This window comes from Dehalococcoidia bacterium (assembly GCA_035310145.1).
Classification (GTDB): Bacteria; Chloroflexota; Dehalococcoidia; order CAUJGQ01; family CAUJGQ01; genus CALFMN01.
Genome location: DATGEL010000005.1, coordinates 47,170 through 67,522, shown reverse-complemented (window position 1 = coordinate 67,522; position 20,353 = coordinate 47,170). Strand labels below are relative to the sequence as shown.

Sequence of the window (20,353 nt, the reverse complement as noted above, 5' to 3'; positions counted from 1 at the left end):
CAGGTCGGCTTCCCCCGTCAACAGCGCCATGCGGACGCGCAGCGGGCCGATGATGCCCCAGTCCTCCGCCAGCAGGGCTCGCTGGCCGGCGAGCGCCGCGGCTACGGCGTCGGAGGCGCGCACGAAGACGCAGAAGAGGCTGTCGCCTTCGCCGCGCGGGCGCACGACGATGCCCTCGTGCCGTTCGAAGACCTGCGTGAGCAGCGCATCGTGGCGGGCCATGACGCCGCGCATCGCCTGCGGATGCTCCTCCCACAGGCGCGTGCTGCCCTCCACATCCGTGAACAGGAAGGTCAGCGTGCCCGCCGGCAGCGTTGGGCCGGTCCAGCCAGTCATGGCCCCTAGCATACGCGTCCGAACCGGCGGCTGCCGGCGGCGGGGCAATCTGCTTTGTCGGGCAGTTGACATCCCGCCTGTCGGCGGTGGGTCAGCCGGGGCGGTTCGCCGGCGATACCGTGAATGCCGAGAGAACGGCTGCGAGTCGTCAGATCGACCGGCCGCTGAGTCCACGGAGGATCGGCATGACGGACGAGCAGTACTACCGGATGCGGAACGAGGAAGGCGACGTGCGGACGTTGGCGGACCCGCCGGCGCTGCTTTCGGTGCTGCGCCGCGGGCGGCGGTGGCTGCTAGACGCGCGTGCACGCCGGCTTGCGCGGCGCGCCAGCGGTCGCGGTCGCTCCGATGTCAGCGGCGCTCCGGGCAGTGGCGCCCCGGCGGCGTGAGACACACCAACACTGCCCGCTTTAGCGTTTCACCGCACCCGAGCCATTTTTGGCTCGGGCGCGGCGCTTGCTTTTCCTGGGAACGGCGGGCTTCGAAGACGCGCGGCCCAGCAAAACTCAGCGCCCGGTCCAGTTGGCGGGGCGCTTTTCGGCGAAGGCGCGCGGACCTTCTTTGGCGTCCTCTGTTTGGCGCAGCGCCTGCTGGATCGCGGATTCGAGGCGCAGTCCGTCGCTGAGATGCATGTGCTGGCTGCGCACGGCCAGTTCCTTGATCGCCCGCACGGCCAGCGGCGCGTTGGCGACGAGCTTGCGCGCGTAGGCCTCGGCCGTGGACATTAACTCTTCCTTCGGCACCACGCGGTTGACGAGGCCGTATTGCAACGCCTGCTGCGCCGTGAGCTGGTCGCCGATCAGCAGCAGCTCCATGGCGATCGGGTAGGGAAGCTGCCGCAGCGCCCGCTGCGTGCCGCCGTTGCCCGGCAGGATGCCGCGCTTGACCTCGCTGATGCCGAAGGTCGCGTGCTCGGCGGCGATGCGGATGTCCGTGGCGAAGAGCAGGGTCATGCCGCCGGCCAGGCAGTAGCCGTTCACGGCGGCGATCACCGGTTTCCAGACCTCGAGGCCGCGGTTGAGGATCTGGTCGGCCTGCGTCTGCCAGAACTCCCACATCTCCGGCTGGCGCGGGATCGTCTTCTTCAGGTCGGCGCCGGCGGTGAAGGCACGGTCGCCCGCGCCGGTGATCAGGGCGCACCAGATCTCCGGGTTGTCGCGTACCTCGATCCAGGCGTCGGAGAGCGCCTTGTACATCTCCGGGTCCATGGCGTTCATCGCCTCGGGCCGGTTCAGCGTCAGGTAGGCGACGCGGTCGCGGATCGCGAAATCAAGGCCCATCGGTGTGGCTCCCTTCGGTCGCCGAGGGCGCAGGGCGTGGGGCGTGGGGCGTAGGGACTATCCCCTGTTCCCTGTTCCCAGTTGCCTGTTCCCTAAGCCGCGCACGCCGCCGGCGATGACGCGGAAGACGGCAGTCAGCGTGCGGTTGTTTTCGTCTTTCGGCGCGTTGTACGAGGCGATGCCCAGCGCGGCGGCCCTGGGCTGCGCGAGGCAGAGCGCCATCGCCTCGGCCAGCTCGGCGGGGCTGGGACCGCCCGGCACCGGGAAGTTCATCCCCGGCGCCTCGGCCGGGTCGAGTACGTCCAGGTCGATGTGGATGTAGATCGCATCGCACCGCGCCGAGAGGCGTCGCAGCGCCGCCCGCAGCGCCGAGCGATCGCCCTTCAAGTCTGCCGTGGGCACCTGTTCGATGCCGTGCTGCTCGATCAGCTCTTGCTCAAGCGGGTCCACGTCGCGCAGGGCGACCATGACGATGTCGCGCACGTCAAGCGGCGGCTCGACGCCGGCCTGGCCGCGCAGGCGTTGCAGGCAGAGCCCCGCCGCTACAGCCGCCGGCATGCCGCCGAGATAGCCGGAGAGCGTCGTTTCCGGCGTGTTGAAATCGCCGTGGGCGTCGAACCAAACCATGCCGAGCCGGCCAACGCCGGCGCGCTGCAGGCCGGCGAGCATGCCCAGCGAGCCGTTGCAGTCGCCCAGCAGCGCGAGGGGAAAGGCGCGGCGCCCGCGCACGCCGGCGACCGTCTCGGCCAGGTGGGCGCCGCTGAGGCCGACGGCGTGCCAGGCGCCGTATTGCCTGCGCTCGGCCTCGTCCAGCTCGACCACGTGCGGGCCGTCGAGTTGGTAGCCGGCGTCGCGCAGCCAGTGCATGAGGCCGGCGCCAAGCAGCGCCTCCGGTCCGGCGGCAAGGTGCTCGCCGCGGCGGTTCAGGTGCCACGGCAGCGCCACGAGGCCGATCGGCGCGAGCTTCGGCGGCGCCGGTGCGAGGTCAGGCAGCGCAATCGTGGCGGTCACGGCTGTTTCCTCTGGCTCGTCATCCTGCTGCCCGCGCCGGCCGGCACGACAGGCGGTTGGTGAATCGCCCCTGCGCCCTACGCCCTCCTGCCCTAATGCAGCGAGCTGTGCAGCAGGTCGCGGGCCATGATGATGCGCTGCACCTCGCTAGGGCCCTCGCCGATGCGGCGGATGCGCAGCTCGCGGTACCAGCGTTCCAACGGCAGGTCTTTGCTCACCCCCAGGCCGCCGTGGATCTGGATGCAGCGGTCCACGACGCGGCCGGCGCCCTCGGTGCCGACCAGCTTCGCCATCGCCGCCTCGGTGCGGAACGGCTTGCCGCCGTCGGCCTTGCCCGCGGCGGCCAGGCAGAGCCAGCGCGCCGTGGCGATGTCGATCTCGTTATCCACCAGCATCCACTGGATCGCCTGGCGGCTGGCCAGCGGCTCGCCGAAGGTGACGCGCTCTTTCGACCAGGCGACGGCCATGCGCTGCGCCGCCACGCCCACGCCGATGCACTCGGCCGAGTAGGGGATACGGTTGCGCGTCAGCCGGTCGTTGGCGATGGCGAAGCCGCCGCCCTCCTCGCCCAGGATGTTCTTGTGCGGCACGCGCATGTTGTCGAACGATAGCTCGGTCGGCGGGTGCGTCGAACGCAGCACGTGGACGATGCGCCGCACCTGGAAGCCGGGCGTGTCCGTGTCGACGATGAAGCAGGTGATGCCGTTGCGCCCCTTCGAGGCGTCGCTGCGGGCGAAGAGCAGGCCGAAGTCCGAGGTGTCGGCGCCGCTGATCCAGAGCTTGGAGCCGTTGATCACCCACTCATCGCCGTCGCGCACGGCGGTCGTGCGGATGGCGCGGGCCGGGTCGGAGCCGCCGGAGGGCTCGGAGAGGCCGAAGAAGCCGCGCTTCTCGCCGCGCAGCGTGGGATAGAGATATTTCTCCTTCTGCTCCTCGGTGCCGGCGTAGAGCTGCGCCAGCCCGCCCGCGCCGAAGACGCCGTAGCAGGGCGTGTAGAGGCCGGCGCGGTGCTGGCTCATCTCCTCGGCCATCAGCGTGCGGTCGGTCGTGCTCAGGCCGGCGCCCCCCAGCTCGACGGGTACGTCGGGGTTGAAGAAGCCCATCTGCTGGGTCATCGCGATCAGGCGCTGGCGATCGTCGCGGGGCAGCTCGGTGCAGTCCGGGTCCAGCTCGCGCTCGAGCGGCACGATCTGTTCCTGCACGAAGCGCCGCACCGTCTCGACGATCAGGCGTTGCTCGTCGCTCAGCTCCAGGTCCATCGTGTCCTCCGCCGGGGATGAGGCTGTGAGGTGGTCGCGCGGCGCCGGTGAGGCTCAGATCGTCGCCTCTGCGCTCTTCCAGTGGAAGCGGCCCAGCGTGGGCACGAACTCGCCGGGTTGCTCGTTGCCAGGCGGCAGGCGGCCGTGGTCCTCGTTGAAGCGCTGCAGGAGATCGCGGAAGCGCGTCATGTACTGCATGTTCTCTTCGTAGCGGAACCGGCGGCCGCGGGCCGAAGCCACCGCGTTCGCTTTGCCCGCGAACTGGCGCGCCAGCTCGCCGCGGAGGCCGAAGAGGCTCTTGCCGCCGGCCATGCCGATGTAGACGACCTCGCCGTGCTCGTCGGCGATCTCGTAGACGCCGAGCGAGTTGGGGATCGCGCGCTCGAAGGTGCGGCCCGCTTCCCAGCGCCGCCACGGTTTCTGCAGAGGCATACCGCCGACCTCCCGCCCGTTCCGGCCCATCATGGCACGTTCATGGCGCAGGCGCAGCGGGGGCGGGCATGCCGCTTACACCCGTGCCCCCGGCGCCTCCGCGGGCAACTCAGCCGTGATCCCGCCTGCCTGGAGCGCTGCAAAGCTCTCCGCCTTGAGGCCGAGCAGGTCGCCAAGCACGGCGCGGTTCGCGCCGCCGAAGCGCGGCGCCGGCGTGTCGATGCGGCTGCCATGCCGGCCGCGCAGCTTGAAGGCGACGCGCGTATGCGGGAACGGCCGCTCCAGATCGGGATAGTCGATCTGCTGGAACACGTCGCGGAACTGCACATGCTCGTCTTCGAGCAGCTCGCGCACGTTCAGCACGGCGCCGGCCGGCACACCGGCCGCCTGCAGGCGCCGCTGCAACGCGTGCTTGTTCTGCCCGGACGTCCATTCGCCGATCATCGCGTCCAGCGCAGCTTGATTGGCATGCCGCGCCAGCGCCCCGGCAAAGCGAGCATCCGCCGCCAGCTCCGGCCGCCCCATCTCGCGGCAGAGCGCCACGAACTGCGCATCCGTCTCCACCGCGATCGCGATCCAGTCGCCGCCCGGCGCCTGAATCGCCACAGGCGAATCGGATTGCCTCCCGTCGCCCCTATCTCCTCTTTCCTCATTCCTCTTTTCTGCGGCGAAGACGCCGTGCGGCGCCATTGTGGGATGCCGGTTGCCTATCCGCTTCTGCACGCGGCCGTTCATCTGGGCGTCGAGCAGCGCCTCGGCCACCACCTGCAGCTCGCCCTCGATCATCGCGCACTCGACATACTGGCCCTCGCCCGTGCGGCGGCGGTGGCGCACGGCGGCCAGCAGCGAGAGCGCCGCGAGCTGCGCCGCGTTCTGGTCGCAGTAAAAGTTGCCGGGCTTGCTGGGAGGGCCGTCCTCGTAGCCGGTGAGGTGCGACAGGCCGCTCATCGCGTCGATGCCGGGACCGTAGGAGATGCGGTTCTTATACGGCCCGCTCTTGCCGAAGGCGGGCATCGAGACGAGGATGATGTCCGGCCGCACGCGGCAGAGATCGGGATAGTCCAGACCCAGGTTCGCCATCACCCGCGGCGAAAAGTTCTCCAGCACCGCGTCACTGAGCTTCGCCAGCTCCAGGAACAGCGCCCGGCCCTCCGCCCGGCGCAGGTCGAGCACGAGGCTGCGCTTGCTGCGGTTCAGATCGTTGAAGTGTATTACGCGATTCCACGGCTCATCCGCGGCGCCCGGCCTGAGCGGCGCGGCGCCCGGCGGGTTGCGATGCCGTGTGTCGGGACCCTCGATCTTGATCACGTCGGCGCCGAAATCGCCGAGGATGCTGGTTGCCGTCGGGCCGGCGACGGCGTTCGTGAAGTCGAGCACGCGGATGCCCGCCAGCGGCTTCGCCATCGTCAGATCGCCCCCAGGGCCCGCAGTTGCGCCAGTTCGCCGGCTGTGCGCCAGCGGCCCCAGACCGCGGCGTTGTGCTCGCCCAGCAGCGGCGCCCGCGTCACCCGCCAGGGCGTGGCCGAGAGGCGCACGGCCGGCCCCGGCTGGCGCAGCGCGCCCGCGATCGGATGATCGAGCTCGACGAAGGCGCCGCGCGCGGCGTGGTGCGCGTCGGCCAGCACCTCGTCGGGGCGGAAGACCTCGGTGAAGGGCACACGCAGCTCCTGCGCCAGCAGCACGGCTTCCCCACGGTCGTGCCAGGCGAGCCATTCGTCCATCAGGGCGTCGATCTCGTCGGCGTGGGCGGCGGGGGCTTCCAGCAGATCGGGTTCGGCAAGGCGGGGCTGCTCCATCAGCGCGGCCATCAGGTCGGGGTGGCGGATGTTGGTGTGCGCGTGCACGTAGCCGTCGCGGCAGGGGCGCAGCGTGGAGGGATAAAAGTAGCGGGGCGGCAGGCCGATCAGGCGCGTGCCGTTGCGTACACGCACCTCGTCCGTGAGCGCCGCCACCTGCGCCGGGCCGCCGAGCAGGAAAGTCGCCGCCTCCAGCGCCGAGACGTCCACCCAGTCGCCGTGGCCGTCCTGTTCGCGCGCCGTCAGCGCGACGACGGCGCCGAGCGCGCCCTGCAGGCCGGCCTGGAACTCGATCTGCGAGCTGTAGGGCTTCAAGGGCTCGCGCTCGGGGTCACCGGTGATCGACATATAGCCGCTGAGCGCGTGGGCGATCAGCTCGCCGCCGGCGTAGTGCGCGTACGGCCCGTCCTGCCCGAAGGGCGTGATCGAGACGAACACCAGCGCGGGAAAGCGCCCGCTCAGCGCCGCGTAGCCGAGGCCGAGCGCGTCGAGGGCGCCTGGCCGGAAGCCCTCGACCAACACGTCCGTTTCGGCCAGCAGCGCGAGCAGCAGGGCGCGGCCGGACGCATCCTCAAGGTTCAGCGTCACGCCGCGCTTGCCGGTGTTGAGGTGCAGGAAGAGGCCGCTGGCCTCGGCATTGGGCACGTCGCCGGGGAACGGGCCGGCGCGGCGGCAGGCGTCGCCGGCGGGAGGCTCGACTTTGATGACGGCAGCGCCGAGGCCGGCAAGCAGCTTCGTGCAGTAGGCGACGGAGCGGCCCTCGGCCAGCTCCACGACGCGAACGCCGTTCAGGGCAGCCGGCACGCCGTTTGCCTCCTGGGAGAGTAACGGCATAGTAACGCGGCGAATCGCGTCTCTGCACCGTTACTGGATTGCCCGCGTGCTGCCGATACTCTACTTGCAAAATCCTTGCGTGCTGACGCACGGCCTCGTCTGGAGGTTCGCGATGCCCCGCCCGCGCACGATCCTCGCCGTGCTCGCCGTGGTGCTGCTCAGCATCATGGTCGGGCGCATCCGCGGCGCCTCGGTCAACGGGCAGCTCAGCCACGCCAGGGCGACGGTGTCGGTGGACGGCGCGGCGGAGACGATCAGCGTGGCGCTGCCCGCGGAAGCCGTAGAACTGCTGCGCGGTCCGGTGGCGCTCAGCGTGCAGACGGGCCCCGGCCACGTGGTGCAGGTCGCGGGGAACAGCGAAGGCGCCTTTCCACTGGCGATCCAGGTGGAGACCGCGGCTGGGCACGCCGATGAGCTGAGTGTCGCTGCCGACGTGAAGATCGACGAGCCCGTCGAATTCGGCCTGGCGATCGCCGCGCCGGACCAGGCGCCGGTGGCCGTGCACGGCTCCAGCAGCGTGCCGCTGGTGGCGACGTTTGAGCTGCGCGATCTCCCGGTCGTGGCGCAGGCGCCGTAGCGCACCCTACCCGCCCCGCACGGCGCGCAGCTCGCGCCAGGACTGCACACCCTCAGCGACCGGAAATCGCGGCAGGCCGAAATCCTCGCGCACGACGCGCGTGTAGTCGGTTACCGGCACGCGCTGCTTGCCAGCGGGGGTGTAGCGCGTCAGCTCGTCGTCCCGCAGCGAGAGCACCTGGTCCGGCGCGCAGCGGACCAGCGTCAGGCTGTCCACCACCCAGCTCAAGCCCGGCGTGTGGTGCCGTTGATAGGCCGACTCGCGCACGGCCAGGTCAGGCGGGCCGAGGTCGTAGCAGCAGAACGGCTGCCACGCTCCGTCGATGCCGCGGTCCTGCCAGCAGGTTTCTGGTTCGTCGCCTGGGCGGAAGCGGTAGGCAAGGCCGCCGACGCGCACCTCCGTCTCTTCGTGCGCCGGGATCGGCTCGAAGAAGGGCGCGCCGTTGCCGACGTCGACGAGGAAGCGCTCGCCGTCCAGCGCCACCTGCACGCACTGGTGCGAGCCGGCAAAGGAGATCTTGCCCATCACCTGCCGCGCCCGGTAGCCGAGGCCTCCCAGCAAGCGGTTCACCATCAGCGACACGTCGAAGCAGACGCCGCCGAGCTGCTCCTGCTCCCAGGTCGTCAGCAGCGCCTCCGGATCGGGCGGCGGCGCCGGACGGCCGAGATGGGCGCGGCGGCGGCGCAGCGCGGTGGTGTTCGCGAAGGGCACCGCCAGCAGATGGGCGCGCGTCAGCCGTCGCAGGGCGGGAAGCGACGGCGGCTCTTGCGGGACGCCGAGCAGGCGCAGATAGCGCGCGATCCACGCGGGCGACGGGGTGGTTGCGTCCGAGGGCCAGGCAGCGTTCATCGATGGTCGCTCCGTGATGGGCTTGGTCAGGCGCGCCGCGCCGGCGTCGAGCCGAGGTCTTCCAGCGCCGCCCGCGCCGCCGCCTCGCCGGCTTCAATCGCGCCGTTGATGCTGGCGGCGCGGGTATATTCGCCGCCGTGATAGAGGCCGGGTTCACCGCGCACGGGCGGCAGGTGCTCGGCGAAGCCCGCGGGCTGGGGAAACTGGCCGAAGGCGATGCGCGACAAGGAGAGCAAACGCTGGTGCGAGACGGGGTCATTGCCGAACCAGCCGGAAAGCTCCGTGCGGGCCTTCGCCTCAAGGTCGTCATCTGGCTCGTCGCGGTTGCCCAGCATCGTGACCGACAGCAAGTGCTCGCCGGCCGGCGCGTACTGCGGCGCCACATTGCTGATTTGCACCGCCGCGTTGATCGTGCCCTCGGGGTCGGCGTTCAGCAGCAGCCGCGGCTCGTCGGTCAGGGGCTCTGCGCCGGCGAAATACAGGGTGGTGACGCCGTTGCCGGCCGTGGGCAGCGCCGCGCCGGAGAACGCTGCGGCGGTAGGGCTGTCTACGGCCAGAATCACGGCATCCGCGGCATGCGTCTCGCCGCCCGTGCGCACGCCGGCGACTCGCCCGCCCTCTCGCAGCAGGGCCGTGACGGCGGCGCCGAGGCGCATGCTCGCGGGCGGCAGCGGCGCCGCGAGCTGCCGGGCGATCTCACCCATGCCGAGCGCCGGCACGGCGCCGTAGCCTTCGGCCAGCATTTTGAAGGCGAAGCGGAAGGCGTTCGAGCTGGTGTTGAGCGAGTGGTCCAAAAAGATGCCGCCGAAGATGGGGCGAAACACGCGCTCGATCGCCGCTTCGGAGAAGCCGCGCTGGTGCAGGTAGGCGTGAGTGGTGGTGTCGCGATCCGTCCAGATACCCTCGGCGATTCGCAGACGCAGATCGGCGGCCTCCAGGGCGATACGGCCCTTGTCTGCCAGCGAAAGCACGGGCGAGCGCAGCGTTTTCCAGACTTTCGCCGGCACACGAAACGGGTCGGCCAGTTCCTCACGCTCGCCGCCGGGGCCGAAGATGACGGCGCCGGGGCTAAGCGGGCAGAGGCCGAGTTGCTGCAAGTCGAGGTGGCGGCGCACGGCCGGATAGCGGGTGAACAGCATCTGAAAGCCGCGGTCGAGCCGGAAGCCCTCGGGCGTGACATCGGTGCGCACGCGGCCGCCCAGGGCCTGTTCGCGTTCAAGAAGTAGAAACGGGGCACGCTCGCGGAAGAGCACGCGCGCCGCCGTCAAGCCTGCCAGCCCGCCGCCGACGATTACGATCATGGGCTGAGCAAACTCCGTGCGGGCGCTCGGGCGAGGGTCTACAATCGCTCCCGGCGAGGAGCATGATGGCGGCGTATCCGGCGCTGGTGCAACTGATCCGGCTGCTGGGGCGCGCCGACGCGCTTGCCGCGCTCGGCGTGGAAAGCGAACCCGATCCTGCCACCCTGAGCGCGACGCAGCGCGAAACCCTGGCGGCGCTGGTAGACGGCGCGCTGGAGAACATCGCCGCGGAGCTGGCGGGCGAGGCCGCGAGCAACGATGACGTCACCGACCGGGCGGCTGGCCTCGCCTTCATCGATGACCGGATCGCGGCCTTCGCCGACCTGCTCAGCGCCGAACAGGGCGCCCGCCTGCACGATGAAGCGGCGCGGCTGGTGGAGGATTGGCAGGGGTAGGCTGGGACGGATGGGATGAACGGCGCCACGATCGCGATCGAGCCCTTCACGGGGGCCGACCGCGCGGGCTGCGCCGCGGTACTCGCAGCGCTGCCGCAGTGGTTCGGCTTTCCCAGCGTGAACGAAGGATACATCGCGGCACTGGGTCGCCTGCCGGCCTGGGTGGCGCGGCGTCAGGATGCAATCGTCGGCTTCATCGCGCTTGAGCCGCGGACGGCGGTTTCAGCGGAGATCCTGGTGCTGGCCGTGGCGCCGGAGCTGCACCGCGGCGGCATCGGCAGCGCCCTCGTGGCGCAGGCGGAGGCGTGGCTGCGCCGGCAGAGATACGGCTTTGTCTTTCTGCCGACGCTTGGCCCGAGCGAGCCGGACGAAGGCTATGTGCGCACGCGCGCCTTTTACGCGGCTCATGGCTTCGCACCGCTGTTCGAAAGCACGGCGTTTTGGGGTGAGACGCAGCCGGCGCTGGTGCTGGTCAAGCCCCTGGCTTGAGCGATCGGCCGCTGAATCGCGAGGCTTACTCCTCCTCGTCCTCGTCCTCGTCATCTTCGTCGGAGTAGACGCCGCTCTCGCGGCCGGTCCAGACGGTGACGATGAAGTCCTCGCGGTAGGGATCGCTGGTCATGACCAGGCGCTCGTCGATCTGGCCGATCAGCTCCTGGATGTCGTCTTCGGTCAGCGACTCGCCCACACAGAGCGTGGCGTAGGTCATGGTCGGGGTGTAGTGCAGGTCGACGCGGCCGACGTCGGCGCCGTCGTCGCTCTCGATCGTGAACGCCTCCGAGTAGGGTGTGCGAGCCTCACGCTCGAAGCTGTACTCACCCATGCTGGTCGTCCTCCCTGTCGTGCGGTTCGTGGCGACGCATCATTATAGCCCACGCCCGCGGCTCGGCCGGCTGCGCCGCGGCGACGATTGCCACGGCGCCGAAAGACGATGGTTGCATACCTCTTCAGGAATCTGGACGCTGCGGCCGGAAGGGGAAATGCTGGGAGCGGTGGCACGATCGGCGACTGATATGCACGATATACGGTTATGCGATAAAAGTGCTATTCAGTTGTTGTTAACCAAAAGCCGCGTAGTTCGTTTAATCGCTTAGAGGCGAGGCGCGACGGCGCCGCAACCGTCGCGCGCAACACAGGAGGAGGCACATGCGAGGACAAGGTAAGGGCCGCTGGGCGGCGTGGATCGCGGGGGCGGCGCTGGCGGGCATCGGCTTGCTCGCCGCGCTCAGCCTGGGCGAGGCGCCGTCGCGCGGCGCGCTCGCGCAGACCGGCGCGGGCGGCTGTCCGTCGCCATCGCCGGCGACCACATCCACCCCCAGCGCCAGCGCACCCTTCGCCGTTTCGATCGGCGGGCCGTGCACGGGGCAAACAAACATCCCGATCACCTTTACGGCCACGGTGCAAAACGCCGGGATGTCCACGTCCGATCTGACCTATCTGTGGAACTTCGGCGACGGTTCCTTCGGCAGCGGCGCCACGGTGCAGCACGCCTACGCGACCGCCAGCACCACCCCGTACAACGTCTCCGTCTCGGTGACGGGCAACGGCCGCTCCGCGACCGCGAACACCACGGTGACGATCACGCAGTCGCTGACGATCAGCGCCGGCGGCCCCTACAAAGGCGGCGTCGGCCAGGCGATCACCTTCAACGCCAGCGGCACGGTACCGGCCGACACGGTGTTCACCTGGGACTTCGGCGACTCAACCACGGCGACCGGCAAGCAGGTGGCCCACGCCTACAACACGACCGGCACGTTCAACGTGACGCTGAACGCCTCCAGCGCCACCACCGGCCAGGTCGGCGTCGATAAGACCACGGCGACGATCGGCGTGCCCAGCCAGGGGCTGAGCCTGACGATCAGCGGCCCAACCACGGCGACGGCCGGCGCTTCGGTCGGCTACTCGGTGAGCGCCACCGGCAGCGTGCCCGCCGACGTGGTCTACACGTGGAGCTGGGGCGACGGAACGGCGAACACGACCGGCCAGAGCGTGACGCACACCTTCGCCGCCGCGGGCAGCTTCACCGTGACGGTCACGGCCAGCAGCGCCAGCACCCCGGCCGCCACGGGCAGCGCCACGACGATGGTGACGGTCGCCGCGCCGTCGCCGACGCCCACGCCCGCGCCGACGGGGCCGAGCGCCCTCTATCCGGCGGGCTGGAACATCGTGGCCGGCGGCAACGGGCAGACCTTCGCCAGCGGCAACGGGCCGCTCTACACCTTCCAGGCCGGCGACGACAACTACGAGATCCTGCCGCAGGGCAGCCCGATCGTGGCCGGCCGCGGCTACTGGGTGTTCTTCAACGGGCCGACGAACGTGCCGCTGGTGGCCTCGACGCAGAGCAGCATCACGATCAACGCGCCGGCGGGGCAGTTCATCATGGTGGGCAACCCCAGCCAGACGCAGACGGTGAACGTGCGCGGCGCCGACGTGGTCTACATCTTTGACCCATCGGCCAACAACTATGCGGTCAGCTCCGTGCTGCCCCCGGGCAAGGGCGCCTGGGTGTTCAGCGACGCGGGTGCGACGATTACGATCGGACCGTAGGGCGAACCGCCGCACGGGCTTGCGGAGGGCCGGGGCAATCGCCTCGGCCTTCCGCGTTGGCGATCACCCATGCCGCGGGCAAACGCGAGCGGCGGGGCCGGCCGTGCCGGCGCCCGGATCCGGCTGCACAAGGAGCGCCGCAGGCCGGCGAGCACGCGGGTGAGCTGCGCGTGGACGAGATCCTCGTCGCGGTGGGCCGCGCGCCGAACGTGGAGGGGCTGCGGCTCGCAGCGGCGGGCGTGAAGCTCGGCAAGCGCGGCATCGCGGTCAACCGGCGCTTGCAGACGAACGTCAAGCACATCTGGGCGGCGGGCGACGTGGTCGGCGGTATGCAGTTCACGCACTACGCGGGCTACCAGGCGGCGGCGGTGCGCAACGCCTTCCTGCCGCTGCGGCTGCCGTTCAAACCCGGCCATGTGCCCTGGGTGACCTTCACCGACCCGGAGATCGCGCATGTCGGGCTGACCGAGGACGAGGCGAAGTAGCGCGGCAAGGCGTTCTCGGTGGTGCGCTGCTCGTACGCGCGGCTCGAGCGCGCGATCACCGACCAGGATCCGATCGGGCTGATGACGTTCCTGATCGACGGAAAGCGCTGCTTCATCGGTGCGCATATCGCCGGAGCGAACGCGGGCGAGCTGATCAACGAGCTGACGCTGGCGATGAACAACCAGCCGACGGTAGACGACGTGATCGGCAGCATCCACGCCTACCCGACCTACTCGTTCGGCATCCCCGTGGCGCTCTACGACTACGTGCTGAAAGAGAGTCCGCAGCGGATCGCCAAAGCCGGCCGTTTCCTGTCGAAGCTGACGTAGGGCCCTCGGCTGCTCGCCTTATCTGCCGCTCGCGGCCGTTTGAGCCGCAAAGCGCTCGGGCAGCGGCAGCGGCGCCCCGGGCCGCGGCGGCTCCAGGATGCGGCGCACCATGGCGATCGCCTCGCTTTTGTCGTAGCCCAGGTAGAGACCGGCGCGCATGCGCGTGCGGTCGCCGAAGAAGAAGCGCTCGTAGAGCTCCTGGCGTCCGCCCCAGCCGCTGCCGGCGATGTCCCAGGCCAGGCGGAAGAGCTGGACTTTGCCGTGCGCGTCCAGCGTGGCGCCGCGGAAGTAGCTCTCGACCGCCACGCCGAGCGCGTCGAGCGTGGCCTCCGCGGGCATCACCACGTAGCCGCTGCCGCCGAGCTGCTTCAGGTGATCGATGATCTGCACATAAAAGTCGGGGTAGAGGCGCAGGGCGGCGTTGATCGCGGCCGGATTGCAGTACCAGAAGCCGTTGTCGGCTTGATAGGCGCCCTCGACCGCGGCCAGCGCCAGCGACTCCATCGTCATCAGCGCCGTGGTGATATCGCCCAGCTTCTCCTGCACGTTGATGAAACTGCTTACCTGCGTCGACTCGGCCAGCAGGTGCGCGAGGCCCAGCAGGAAGCGCGTCTTCGCCACGTTCTTGCAGACCACCTGGTGCCCCAGCGACTCGGTGAAGTGCAGGCCGCGCACCGCCTCGTTGCCGATATCCACGTCGCGGCAGGCGTAGACCAGTTCCCAGGGCACCAGTACGTCGTCGAAGACGGCGAGACAGTCCATCTCCTCGAAGCGGCCGGCGAGCGGCCGGTCGAAGTGCGAGGAGCCGTCGTCCAGCACGTCGCGGCCGATGAAGCTGAGACCGGGCGTGTCCAGCGGCAGGTTGAAGCAGAGGGCGTAGTCGGCGCTCTCCGGCTCCAGCTTGTTCAACGCGCCGAGCGAGAGCAGCAGGTTCTCGTCGGCGAAGGGCGCCAGCGTGGCGACGCTCTTGGCGCCGCGCACGATGATGCCGTCTTCCGTCCGGCGCACGACGCCGGCGTTGGTGTAGGGCTCCTGGTCCTTGAGCGCTTTGAAGCGGTCCACCATCGGCGTGATGAAGGTGTGGGTGAGGCAGAGGTCGCCGCGCCGGCAGCGCAGGTAGACGTTCTGCGCGTGCTCACCCATCTCCGGGTCGTTGCGGCCCCAGAAATCCCGGGCCATGCCCACGGCGGCGACGGCGGCGTTCATGTAGTCGGGGCTGCGTCCCATCAGCCCGCACGAGACCTCCGCCCAGGCGGCGAAGGCGTCGGCGCGGCGGCGCAGGTCGTCTTTGCTGCGCGGCTGGATGAAAGAGAGCGGAGCGCGCTCGCCGTCGTCGGTGTCGTAGGTCATCAGGTCGCGCAGGGCGGGACGGCTCTGGAAGTCGTAGTAGGCGGCGATGGTCTGCGCCGTGCGGGCGAGGCCCGGCTCGGTCGTGACATCGGCCACGCGCTTGCCGCGCAGCCAGATCGCGCGGCCGTCGCGCAGCCCGGCCAGATACTCGGCCCCGCTTCGCAGCGCCATGATCGCGTCTCCTCCCGGTCCGTGTGCGTGCCAGCATACGCCGCGACCGGGCGCTTGCCTACGAATGTGGTGACGGCTCGGAGCGGGATAGAATGAACGGCAGTGGCGTTACAGCAGCGAACGGAGGCGGCCGTGGCGTACTACATCGGCCGGCGGCTGTGTGATCAACCCGGCGGGCACATCACCAGAGGGGCCCTGCATGCGGGCGAGAGGTTCGCGTATCCCGGATTGATCCTATGCCGCGAGCAGTACCGATGCCGTGAGCTGGCGGAGGCCGAAGCGCTGCTGCACTGGCCCGACGGCGCCGGCATGGTCATCGAGGCGAAGAACGCCAAACAGGCGCCCTCGCTTCTGGGCGCCGGCCTTCCTCGCCCACCCGGAGTATTTGGCCGGCTCCTGATGCCGTTGCGCATGTGGCGGCAGAAGCGCATACGCGGTCGAGGTGGCCCATCCAATGGCAACAGCCCGTTCGACTGCGGCAGCCGCGAGCCGCGCCGGCCTTCGCCGGGCGGGCTGAGCGCGAGCGTGGCGCTGCGGCCGCCGGATGCTGCGCCGGATTGATTCGACGCGCGGCAGTTGCGGCGGGGCGCCTAACTCTGCCTCGCTCAGGCTCGGTTGTCCCTTCCCGACACGGGAAGGAACTTCGGGAGCGTACCGAGGCGACGTGCGACGGCGGCGGGACAGGTGCGTCCTTGCGGGATCCGTGGCGGAGTTGTGTCCCAACCAGGCACCCTTTGCTAACCACGGACTTCCTGAACGGACGAGACGGCCTTCGCCTGCGAGGGCGGGGTGCGGTGCTATGCGCCGGAGGAGAGCCGGCCGCCGTCGACGGCGATCGTCTCCCCGGTGATGAACGAGGCCCGGTCGGAGCAGAGCCAGGCAACGGTGGCGGCAACCTCCTCGGGGCGGCCGATGCGCTGCATCGGCACGGCGCGTACGACCGGCGCACGCTGTTCGTCGCTCAGCGCCGCGAGACGCTCGCTGAGGATCGGCCCCGGTGCGACCGCGTTGACACGGATGCCCCGCTGCGCGTAGTCGAGCGCCGCGGCTTGGGTGAGGCCGATGATGCCATGCTTGGTGGAAACGTAGGCGGCGAGGCCGGGCACACCCCTGAAGCCGGCGGTGGAGGACATGTTGACGATTGCGCCTCCGCCGCCCGCGAGCATGGCGGGGATCTCGTACTTCATGCAGAGGAACGCGCCGCGCAGGTTGACCCGCACGGCGCTGTCGAACGCTTCGACGGCAACGTCGGCAAGCGGCGTCGGCGGGTGGCCGCTGCCGCCGGCGTTGTTGAAGGCCGCATCGAGGCGGCCAAACCGTTCGCAGGTGATTTGCACGAGCCGTTCGACGGCGGCGGCGTCGCCCACGTCGGTCGGCACAGCCAGGGCGCTGCCGCCGGCTCGCGTGATCGATTGTTCGACGCCTGCCAGCGCCGCCTGGTCCCGGGCGGCGAGCACCACGCTCGCCCCCGCGGCGGCGAACGCTCGTGCCGTCGCCGCGCCGATTCCGCGGCTGGCGCCGGTGATGATCGCGACTGTTCCGGCAAGCAAGTCACCTGGGCGTGCATCGCTGCCGCTGCTCGGCTGGAGCGCCGTCATCTCATTCTCCGTGGCGAGGCACTCCGGCGCGATGGCGCGCCTGGTTCGATTCAGACGCCGCCGGCGATGGGGCTGAGGTGCAACCCGCGAGCAGCCAGCGATCGCCATCGCGGATCGCGATTTGCGTCACGCGAAACTGCCCGTCGGCGGGACCGCCCCGATAGGCGGCCTGCTGCGACTCGCGGCCGATGGCGATGGCCATCATGCCGTGGGCGCGCACCTCTACCTCGTCGAGCGTCAGCGAGCGCATGACGAGATCGCCGGAGCGCAGTCGGTCGAGCCACTGCTGTCTGTCCAGCACGAAGCCCCGTGGCCCGAAGGCCTTGAAGTCGGGGGTGAGCAGGCCGTCGAGCGCGGCGGTGTCGTTGCGCTGCTCCGCGTCGGCCCAGCGGCGGCCGAGCTCTCGGACCTGATCCGCGGCGTTGTCCTGCATGATGGCCTCTCCTGCACCGCTGCACTCGAACTGACCGAGTTGGCGGCCGCGGCGACGGGAGCGGCTCACGGCATCTGCCCTGGCCTGCCCTACGTGGCCGCATCCGCGGTTCGGAAGGTGCGGCGATACAACACCGGCATCGCGCCGACGTGGTTCGCCGTAAGGTTGGCCTGGACGTAGCTCCAGAAGCTGGACCGGGCAAACTGCCGCCACAAGACACGCGCCAGCCCTTCGTGCCAGGAGGCGTGGTTGACGGCCAGATAGTCGGAGCGCTGGTCTGCAAGCGGCACGAGCAGCACCGAGTTGTCGAGCCCGGTCTCGGCGGCGTACCAGGCGGCCAGGTGATCCCACAGCTCCAGCATCACGGCCTCGTCATCGGCCACGAAGTGGTTGAACAGGAACGTGTCCCGGCGCCGGTGATCCACGTCGCCGATGCGCTTGGCGTTGCGCGCGGCCATTACGTGTAGGTCACGAGACTCGCGACGCAGGGTGTCCAGCACGGCCAGGTATTCGGCGGACTGCTGCAGCGCGAGCGCTGCGGCAGGCGAGGCCGTCTCGATCAGAAGGACGACGTCGAAGCGCGCGAGATGGATCTCGTCCGGGTGCTCGCGGATGTAGGGCAGCCGGCCGAAGGGCGGCGAAGCGATCGCATCGAAACCCGTGATCTCGTGCACGGCGTCGAGGCGCTGGAGGCGGCGCGCGAGCGGCCTCAGGTTCGTCAGCAGTGCCGTCTTCTCGCGCCCGTTCGGCAGGAACGGCAGCGAGCGCGGCTGCACCTGCGCGGCGATGTGGATGTAGCCAGAAACCGTTGGCTCGACGAGCGGTACCCGCGCGTACCTGGGGACGGGATTGACGATCTGCAGCGCTGTCGCCGGTTCGTCGTGGCGGGGCGGCGTTTCTGCGAAGGCGGTCATCTCAATCCTCCGGGATTTGTCGCAAACGGAGCGTTCGACGCAATCGACCGGGGTTCCGGCCGGGCGCCGCGGCCTCCGCCGCCGGCCATCGACTTTGGAGCCGGCGAGGTTGCGTTCGACGCCGCAGCCGATGACGAGGCTCGTTCGCCCCGGGCCACCGACCACCGATGCTCTGGGCAGTCGGGCGCCGGCGGTTCGTGTCGGTTGTGGAACTCGGTGCGGCGGGAGACTACGGCGCGGGGTGAAACGTGTACATGGCAATCTTCTCTGCCGAAGGCGGTTGAACCCGCTGGGCGGGGTTGACTGCGGAACCCTCTATTTGTACATAGTATACAATCAAATTGAGGTGTCAAGCGCGCGATGCCACGTCCCTACTCCCTCCGGCGGCGCCAGGCAGCTACCGAAGAGACCCGCGCGCGGGTGATCGCCGCCGCGCGTGAGCTGATCGTCGCCGCCGAAGGCTTCCGCGGCTTCACCATCGATGCCGTTGCCCGGCAGGCGGGCGTGGCGCGCATGACCGTCTACTACCAGTTCGGCTCGAGGCGAGGGTTGCTGGAGGCGGTCTTCGACCAGATGGCGGCGCGCGGCGGCATGGAGCGGATGGCGGAACTCTTCGCGCTGGCCGAGCCACTGGAGGCGCTGATGGAGCTGATCGCGGTGTTCGGCCGCTTCTGGGCCTCGGATCGCGAGGCGCTGCGCCGTTTCCGCGCTCTGGGCGCGCTGGACCCGGAGCTGGGGCAGGCCCTGCGCGCTCGGGATGAGTGGCGGCGCAACGGCTGCCGAGCCGTCCTAACCCGGCTGGCTGAACGGCGCGGCGGTCTCGACGGGGAGGCGCTCAGCGAGGACACCGACATACTCTTCACGCTGATCGGCTTCGAGACCTTCGATACATTGGCGGGCGCCCAGCGCAGCCCCGAGGCGGTCACGCCGCTGGTGCAACGGCTCGCCCGGGCGGCGCTGGGCGTTGACGGCAAGTGGCCGACTGTCTCCTGAGGTGCACGGAAACGCGCCGCCGCTTGACCGTCCGGCGGGCGCTGGGTGAGCCCCCGCGCCGGTTGTGCGCCCACACGAAAACCGCGCAGTACTCGCTTGAAACGCGGGTGAAAGGGCGATAGCGTGAATGTCGCGGAGCGATTCGTTAAGGAGACTTCGTCATGCCCGATTCCAACACCGAGGTGTTGCTGATTCGCGGCGACGACGGCACGCTCTACGCCATCCCGCGCGGGCTGCTCGAGCGCTGCCGCGTGGATGAGCCGGCGGGCGCGGAGGTGCAGGGCTACCTGAACCCCCAGCCGATCCCGCCCGGCCGCGAGGGCCAGTTCTACCAGGTGCTTGGCTACTCGCCGGTGAGGGTTCAGAGCAGCCTCGACTTCGGCGCGCCGTTCGGCATCATCGTCGGCGGGATTCCACGGTAGACATGCGACCGCGCAGCGCCGGCCTCCGCTCCACCAACGTGCGCCTTGCGCCGAACTGTTGCCACCGTCCCTGACCGGTGGCTCGAAGGCGGCCGCCCTCGTCGTTTCCCCGGACCGATCGGCCGGCGGCACCGCGGGCTGGACCGCCCGCGATCACGCCGGTACCGTGGCAGCATGCGGCCGCGCGTGGCGGGGGTGCTCGATGGCCGGAGCGGAATCAGTCGGGCAGGAGAAGGAGTACCGCTTTCTCCGGGTTGCTCGCGTCGAGGACGGCTTTGTCGTCACGGTAGAGCTGAATCGGCCCGAATCGCTCAACGCGATGAACACGGGCATGGGCGAAGACTTCCTCGACTTCTTCAACGCGCTGCAGACGGACCGGGCGGTGCGCTGCGTCGTGCTCTGCGCCGCGGGCGGCCGCGCCTTCTGCGTGGGCGGCGATCTCAAAGAGCGCGAGGGGATGACGGACGAGCAGTGGCGCGCCCAGCACGTGATCTTCGAGCAGGGCGCCTTCCGCCTGCTGCGCTGCCCCGTGCCCGTGATCTGCGCGGTTGAGGGCTACGCCTTCGGCGGCGGCTTCGAGCTGGCGGCGCTCTCCGACTTCGTCGTGGCGAGCGAGACGGCCGTCTTCGCCGTGCCCGAGGTGACACGCGGCATCTTCCCCGGCATCGGCGGCACGCAGTTGCTGCCGCGCATTCTCGGTGCGCCGCTGGCCAAAGAGCTGATCTTCACCGGCCGGCGCATGAACGCGCTGGAGGCGCGATCGGCCGGCTTCGTCAATCACCTCGTGCCGGCCGGCGAGGCGCGGGCGAAGGCGCTGGAGATCGCGGGGCTGATCGCGCAGAACGGGCCGGTTGCCGTGCGCCAGGCGAAGAAGGCGATCATGTACGGCTCGGAGACCGACCTGGAGACGGGCATGATCCTGTCGATTGAGGCCTACAACGCCACGGTGGTGACGGACGACCGGCTGGAGGGCGTGCGCGCCTTCAACGAGCGCCGTCCGCCGCGCTTCACGGGGCGCTGATCGGCAGTAGGAGAGTCGC

General features: G+C 70.0%; 25 protein-coding genes. 11 read left to right on the top strand and 14 right to left on the bottom strand.

Going from position 1 to position 20,353, the window contains the following annotated elements:
- Positions 1–336, bottom strand: a 336-nt coding sequence (locus VKV26_00935) for an adenylate/guanylate cyclase domain-containing protein (GenBank protein HLZ68451.1), incomplete at its 3' end; no start/stop codon positions are given.
- A 185-nt stretch (positions 337–521) separates the two neighbouring features.
- Here VKV26_00935 and VKV26_00930 point away from each other — a divergent pair.
- A complete protein-coding gene (locus VKV26_00930; protein ID HLZ68450.1) occupies positions 522–725 on the top strand; it encodes a hypothetical protein in 204 nt (67 codons plus the stop codon).
- A gap of 117 nt (positions 726–842) precedes the next feature.
- Here VKV26_00930 and VKV26_00925 read toward each other — a convergent pair whose 3' ends face one another.
- From VKV26_00925 to VKV26_00900, 6 genes are all read right to left on the bottom strand, one after another.
- Complete coding sequence (locus VKV26_00925) at positions 843–1,616, bottom strand: enoyl-CoA hydratase-related protein (protein HLZ68449.1); 774 nt, start codon at positions 1,614–1,616, stop codon at positions 843–845.
- 57 nt (positions 1,617–1,673) lie between these two features.
- Entirely contained in the window at positions 1,674–2,627 is a 954-nt protein-coding gene (locus tag VKV26_00920) for an arginase family protein (protein ID HLZ68448.1), read from the bottom strand.
- Between the two features lie 92 nt (positions 2,628–2,719).
- A complete protein-coding gene (locus VKV26_00915; protein HLZ68447.1) occupies positions 2,720–3,886 on the bottom strand; it encodes an acyl-CoA dehydrogenase family protein in 1,167 nt (388 codons plus the stop codon).
- A 54-nt stretch (positions 3,887–3,940) separates the two neighbouring features.
- Complete coding sequence (locus tag VKV26_00910; protein HLZ68446.1) at positions 3,941–4,318, bottom strand: hypothetical protein; 378 nt, start codon at positions 4,316–4,318, stop codon at positions 3,941–3,943.
- A gap of 75 nt (positions 4,319–4,393) precedes the next feature.
- Positions 4,394–5,722: a CoA transferase gene (locus tag VKV26_00905; protein HLZ68445.1), complete on the bottom strand. Its 1,329-nt coding sequence runs from the start codon at positions 5,720–5,722 to the stop codon at positions 4,394–4,396.
- 2 nt (positions 5,723–5,724) lie between these two features.
- Positions 5,725–6,918 carry a CoA transferase gene (locus tag VKV26_00900; GenBank protein HLZ68444.1) on the bottom strand — a complete coding sequence of 398 codons (1,194 nt, stop codon included), beginning with the start codon at positions 6,916–6,918 and terminating at the stop codon, positions 5,725–5,727.
- Positions 6,919–7,060: 142 nt separating this feature from the next.
- On the opposite strand from VKV26_00900, the gene VKV26_00895 reads away from it, so the two are divergent.
- Positions 7,061–7,525: a hypothetical protein gene (locus VKV26_00895; protein ID HLZ68443.1), complete on the top strand. Its 465-nt coding sequence runs from the start codon at positions 7,061–7,063 to the stop codon at positions 7,523–7,525.
- Positions 7,526–7,531: 6 nt separating this feature from the next.
- On the opposite strand, the gene VKV26_00890 is transcribed toward VKV26_00895, so the two are convergent.
- Both VKV26_00890 and VKV26_00885 read right to left on the bottom strand, forming a co-directional pair.
- Complete coding sequence (locus tag VKV26_00890; GenBank protein ID HLZ68442.1) at positions 7,532–8,374, bottom strand: arylamine N-acetyltransferase; 843 nt, start codon at positions 8,372–8,374, stop codon at positions 7,532–7,534.
- 26 nt (positions 8,375–8,400) lie between these two features.
- A complete protein-coding gene (locus tag VKV26_00885; protein ID HLZ68441.1) occupies positions 8,401–9,675 on the bottom strand; it encodes an NAD(P)/FAD-dependent oxidoreductase in 1,275 nt (424 codons plus the stop codon).
- Positions 9,676–9,740: 65 nt separating this feature from the next.
- Here VKV26_00885 and VKV26_00880 point away from each other — a divergent pair, with 65 nt between their 5' ends.
- A complete protein-coding gene (locus tag VKV26_00880; GenBank protein HLZ68440.1) occupies positions 9,741–10,070 on the top strand; it encodes a hypothetical protein in 330 nt (109 codons plus the stop codon).
- Positions 10,071–10,085: 15 nt separating this feature from the next.
- Positions 10,086–10,559, top strand: coding sequence for a GNAT family N-acetyltransferase (locus tag VKV26_00875; protein ID HLZ68439.1), 474 nt, complete (start codon positions 10,086–10,088; stop codon positions 10,557–10,559).
- A gap of 25 nt (positions 10,560–10,584) precedes the next feature.
- On the opposite strand, the gene VKV26_00870 is transcribed toward VKV26_00875, so the two are convergent.
- Positions 10,585–10,893, bottom strand: coding sequence for a hypothetical protein (locus VKV26_00870; protein HLZ68438.1), 309 nt, complete (start codon positions 10,891–10,893; stop codon positions 10,585–10,587).
- A 323-nt stretch (positions 10,894–11,216) separates the two neighbouring features.
- Between VKV26_00870 and VKV26_00865 the strand changes: the two genes are divergently transcribed.
- The 3 genes from VKV26_00865 to VKV26_00855 are packed head-to-tail and all read left to right on the top strand — an operon-like array spanning position 11,217 to position 13,432.
- Positions 11,217–12,617, top strand: a complete 1,401-nt coding sequence (locus VKV26_00865; protein HLZ68437.1) for a PKD domain-containing protein — start codon at positions 11,217–11,219, stop codon at positions 12,615–12,617.
- A 56-nt stretch (positions 12,618–12,673) separates the two neighbouring features.
- Positions 12,674–13,102 (top strand): FAD-dependent oxidoreductase, encoded by a 429-nt coding sequence (locus tag VKV26_00860; GenBank protein ID HLZ68436.1) that lies wholly within the window; start codon positions 12,674–12,676, stop codon positions 13,100–13,102.
- An 18-nt stretch (positions 13,103–13,120) separates the two neighbouring features.
- A complete protein-coding gene (locus VKV26_00855) occupies positions 13,121–13,432 on the top strand; it encodes a hypothetical protein (protein HLZ68435.1) in 312 nt (103 codons plus the stop codon).
- An 18-nt stretch (positions 13,433–13,450) separates the two neighbouring features.
- On the opposite strand, the gene VKV26_00850 is transcribed toward VKV26_00855, so the two are convergent.
- On the bottom strand, positions 13,451–14,953 hold the full coding sequence (locus VKV26_00850) for a 4-hydroxyphenylacetate 3-hydroxylase N-terminal domain-containing protein (GenBank protein ID HLZ68434.1): 1,503 nt from the start codon (positions 14,951–14,953) through the stop codon (positions 13,451–13,453).
- A gap of 132 nt (positions 14,954–15,085) precedes the next feature.
- Here VKV26_00850 and VKV26_00845 point away from each other — a divergent pair, with 132 nt between their 5' ends.
- On the top strand, positions 15,086–15,514 hold the full coding sequence (locus VKV26_00845; protein ID HLZ68433.1) for a hypothetical protein: 429 nt from the start codon (positions 15,086–15,088) through the stop codon (positions 15,512–15,514).
- Between the two features lie 236 nt (positions 15,515–15,750).
- Here VKV26_00845 and VKV26_00840 read toward each other — a convergent pair whose 3' ends face one another.
- The 3 genes from VKV26_00840 to VKV26_00830 form a co-directional block, all read right to left on the bottom strand.
- Entirely contained in the window at positions 15,751–16,551 is an 801-nt protein-coding gene (locus VKV26_00840; GenBank protein HLZ68432.1) for a glucose 1-dehydrogenase, read from the bottom strand.
- A gap of 1 nt (position 16,552) precedes the next feature.
- Positions 16,553–16,984, bottom strand: a complete 432-nt coding sequence (locus tag VKV26_00835) for a nuclear transport factor 2 family protein (protein ID HLZ68431.1) — start codon at positions 16,982–16,984, stop codon at positions 16,553–16,555.
- A gap of 89 nt (positions 16,985–17,073) precedes the next feature.
- Positions 17,074–17,898 carry a hypothetical protein gene (locus VKV26_00830; protein ID HLZ68430.1) on the bottom strand — a complete coding sequence of 275 codons (825 nt, stop codon included), beginning with the start codon at positions 17,896–17,898 and terminating at the stop codon, positions 17,074–17,076.
- 360 nt (positions 17,899–18,258) lie between these two features.
- Between VKV26_00830 and VKV26_00825 the strand changes: the two genes are divergently transcribed.
- From VKV26_00825 to VKV26_00815, 3 genes are all read left to right on the top strand, one after another.
- Positions 18,259–18,891 carry a helix-turn-helix domain-containing protein gene (locus VKV26_00825; protein HLZ68429.1) on the top strand — a complete coding sequence of 211 codons (633 nt, stop codon included), beginning with the start codon at positions 18,259–18,261 and terminating at the stop codon, positions 18,889–18,891.
- A gap of 161 nt (positions 18,892–19,052) precedes the next feature.
- Positions 19,053–19,313 carry a hypothetical protein gene (locus VKV26_00820; GenBank protein HLZ68428.1) on the top strand — a complete coding sequence of 87 codons (261 nt, stop codon included), beginning with the start codon at positions 19,053–19,055 and terminating at the stop codon, positions 19,311–19,313.
- Positions 19,314–19,515: 202 nt separating this feature from the next.
- Positions 19,516–20,334, top strand: coding sequence for an enoyl-CoA hydratase-related protein (locus VKV26_00815; GenBank protein ID HLZ68427.1), 819 nt, complete (start codon positions 19,516–19,518; stop codon positions 20,332–20,334).
- Positions 20,335–20,353 lie beyond the last annotated feature (19 nt).

Coding starts and splice junctions, on each gene's coding strand:
- VKV26_00930 (HLZ68450.1), top strand. CDS start 522: ATGACGGACGAGCAGTACTACCGGATGCGGAACGAGGAAGGCGACGTG.
- VKV26_00925 (HLZ68449.1), bottom strand. CDS start 1,616: ATGGGCCTTGATTTCGCGATCCGCGACCGCGTCGCCTACCTGACGCTG.
- VKV26_00915 (HLZ68447.1), bottom strand. CDS start 3,886: ATGGACCTGGAGCTGAGCGACGAGCAACGCCTGATCGTCGAGACGGTG.
- VKV26_00910 (HLZ68446.1), bottom strand. CDS start 4,318: ATGCCTCTGCAGAAACCGTGGCGGCGCTGGGAAGCGGGCCGCACCTTC.
- VKV26_00905 (HLZ68445.1), bottom strand. CDS start 5,722: ATGGCGAAGCCGCTGGCGGGCATCCGCGTGCTCGACTTCACGAACGCC.
- VKV26_00895 (HLZ68443.1), top strand. CDS start 7,061: ATGCCCCGCCCGCGCACGATCCTCGCCGTGCTCGCCGTGGTGCTGCTC.
- VKV26_00890 (HLZ68442.1), bottom strand. CDS start 8,374: ATGAACGCTGCCTGGCCCTCGGACGCAACCACCCCGTCGCCCGCGTGG.
- VKV26_00885 (HLZ68441.1), bottom strand. CDS start 9,675: ATGATCGTAATCGTCGGCGGCGGGCTGGCAGGCTTGACGGCGGCGCGC.
- VKV26_00880 (HLZ68440.1), top strand. CDS start 9,741: ATGGCGGCGTATCCGGCGCTGGTGCAACTGATCCGGCTGCTGGGGCGC.
- VKV26_00875 (HLZ68439.1), top strand. CDS start 10,086: ATGAACGGCGCCACGATCGCGATCGAGCCCTTCACGGGGGCCGACCGC.
- VKV26_00870 (HLZ68438.1), bottom strand. CDS start 10,893: ATGGGTGAGTACAGCTTCGAGCGTGAGGCTCGCACACCCTACTCGGAG.
- VKV26_00865 (HLZ68437.1), top strand. CDS start 11,217: ATGCGAGGACAAGGTAAGGGCCGCTGGGCGGCGTGGATCGCGGGGGCG.
- VKV26_00850 (HLZ68434.1), bottom strand. CDS start 14,953: ATGGCGCTGCGAAGCGGGGCCGAGTATCTGGCCGGGCTGCGCGACGGC.
- VKV26_00840 (HLZ68432.1), bottom strand. CDS start 16,551: ATGACGGCGCTCCAGCCGAGCAGCGGCAGCGATGCACGCCCAGGTGAC.
- VKV26_00835 (HLZ68431.1), bottom strand. CDS start 16,984: ATGCAGGACAACGCCGCGGATCAGGTCCGAGAGCTCGGCCGCCGCTGG.
- VKV26_00830 (HLZ68430.1), bottom strand. CDS start 17,898: ATGACCGCCTTCGCAGAAACGCCGCCCCGCCACGACGAACCGGCGACA.
- VKV26_00825 (HLZ68429.1), top strand. CDS start 18,259: ATGCCACGTCCCTACTCCCTCCGGCGGCGCCAGGCAGCTACCGAAGAG.
- VKV26_00820 (HLZ68428.1), top strand. CDS start 19,053: ATGCCCGATTCCAACACCGAGGTGTTGCTGATTCGCGGCGACGACGGC.
- VKV26_00815 (HLZ68427.1), top strand. CDS start 19,516: ATGGCCGGAGCGGAATCAGTCGGGCAGGAGAAGGAGTACCGCTTTCTC.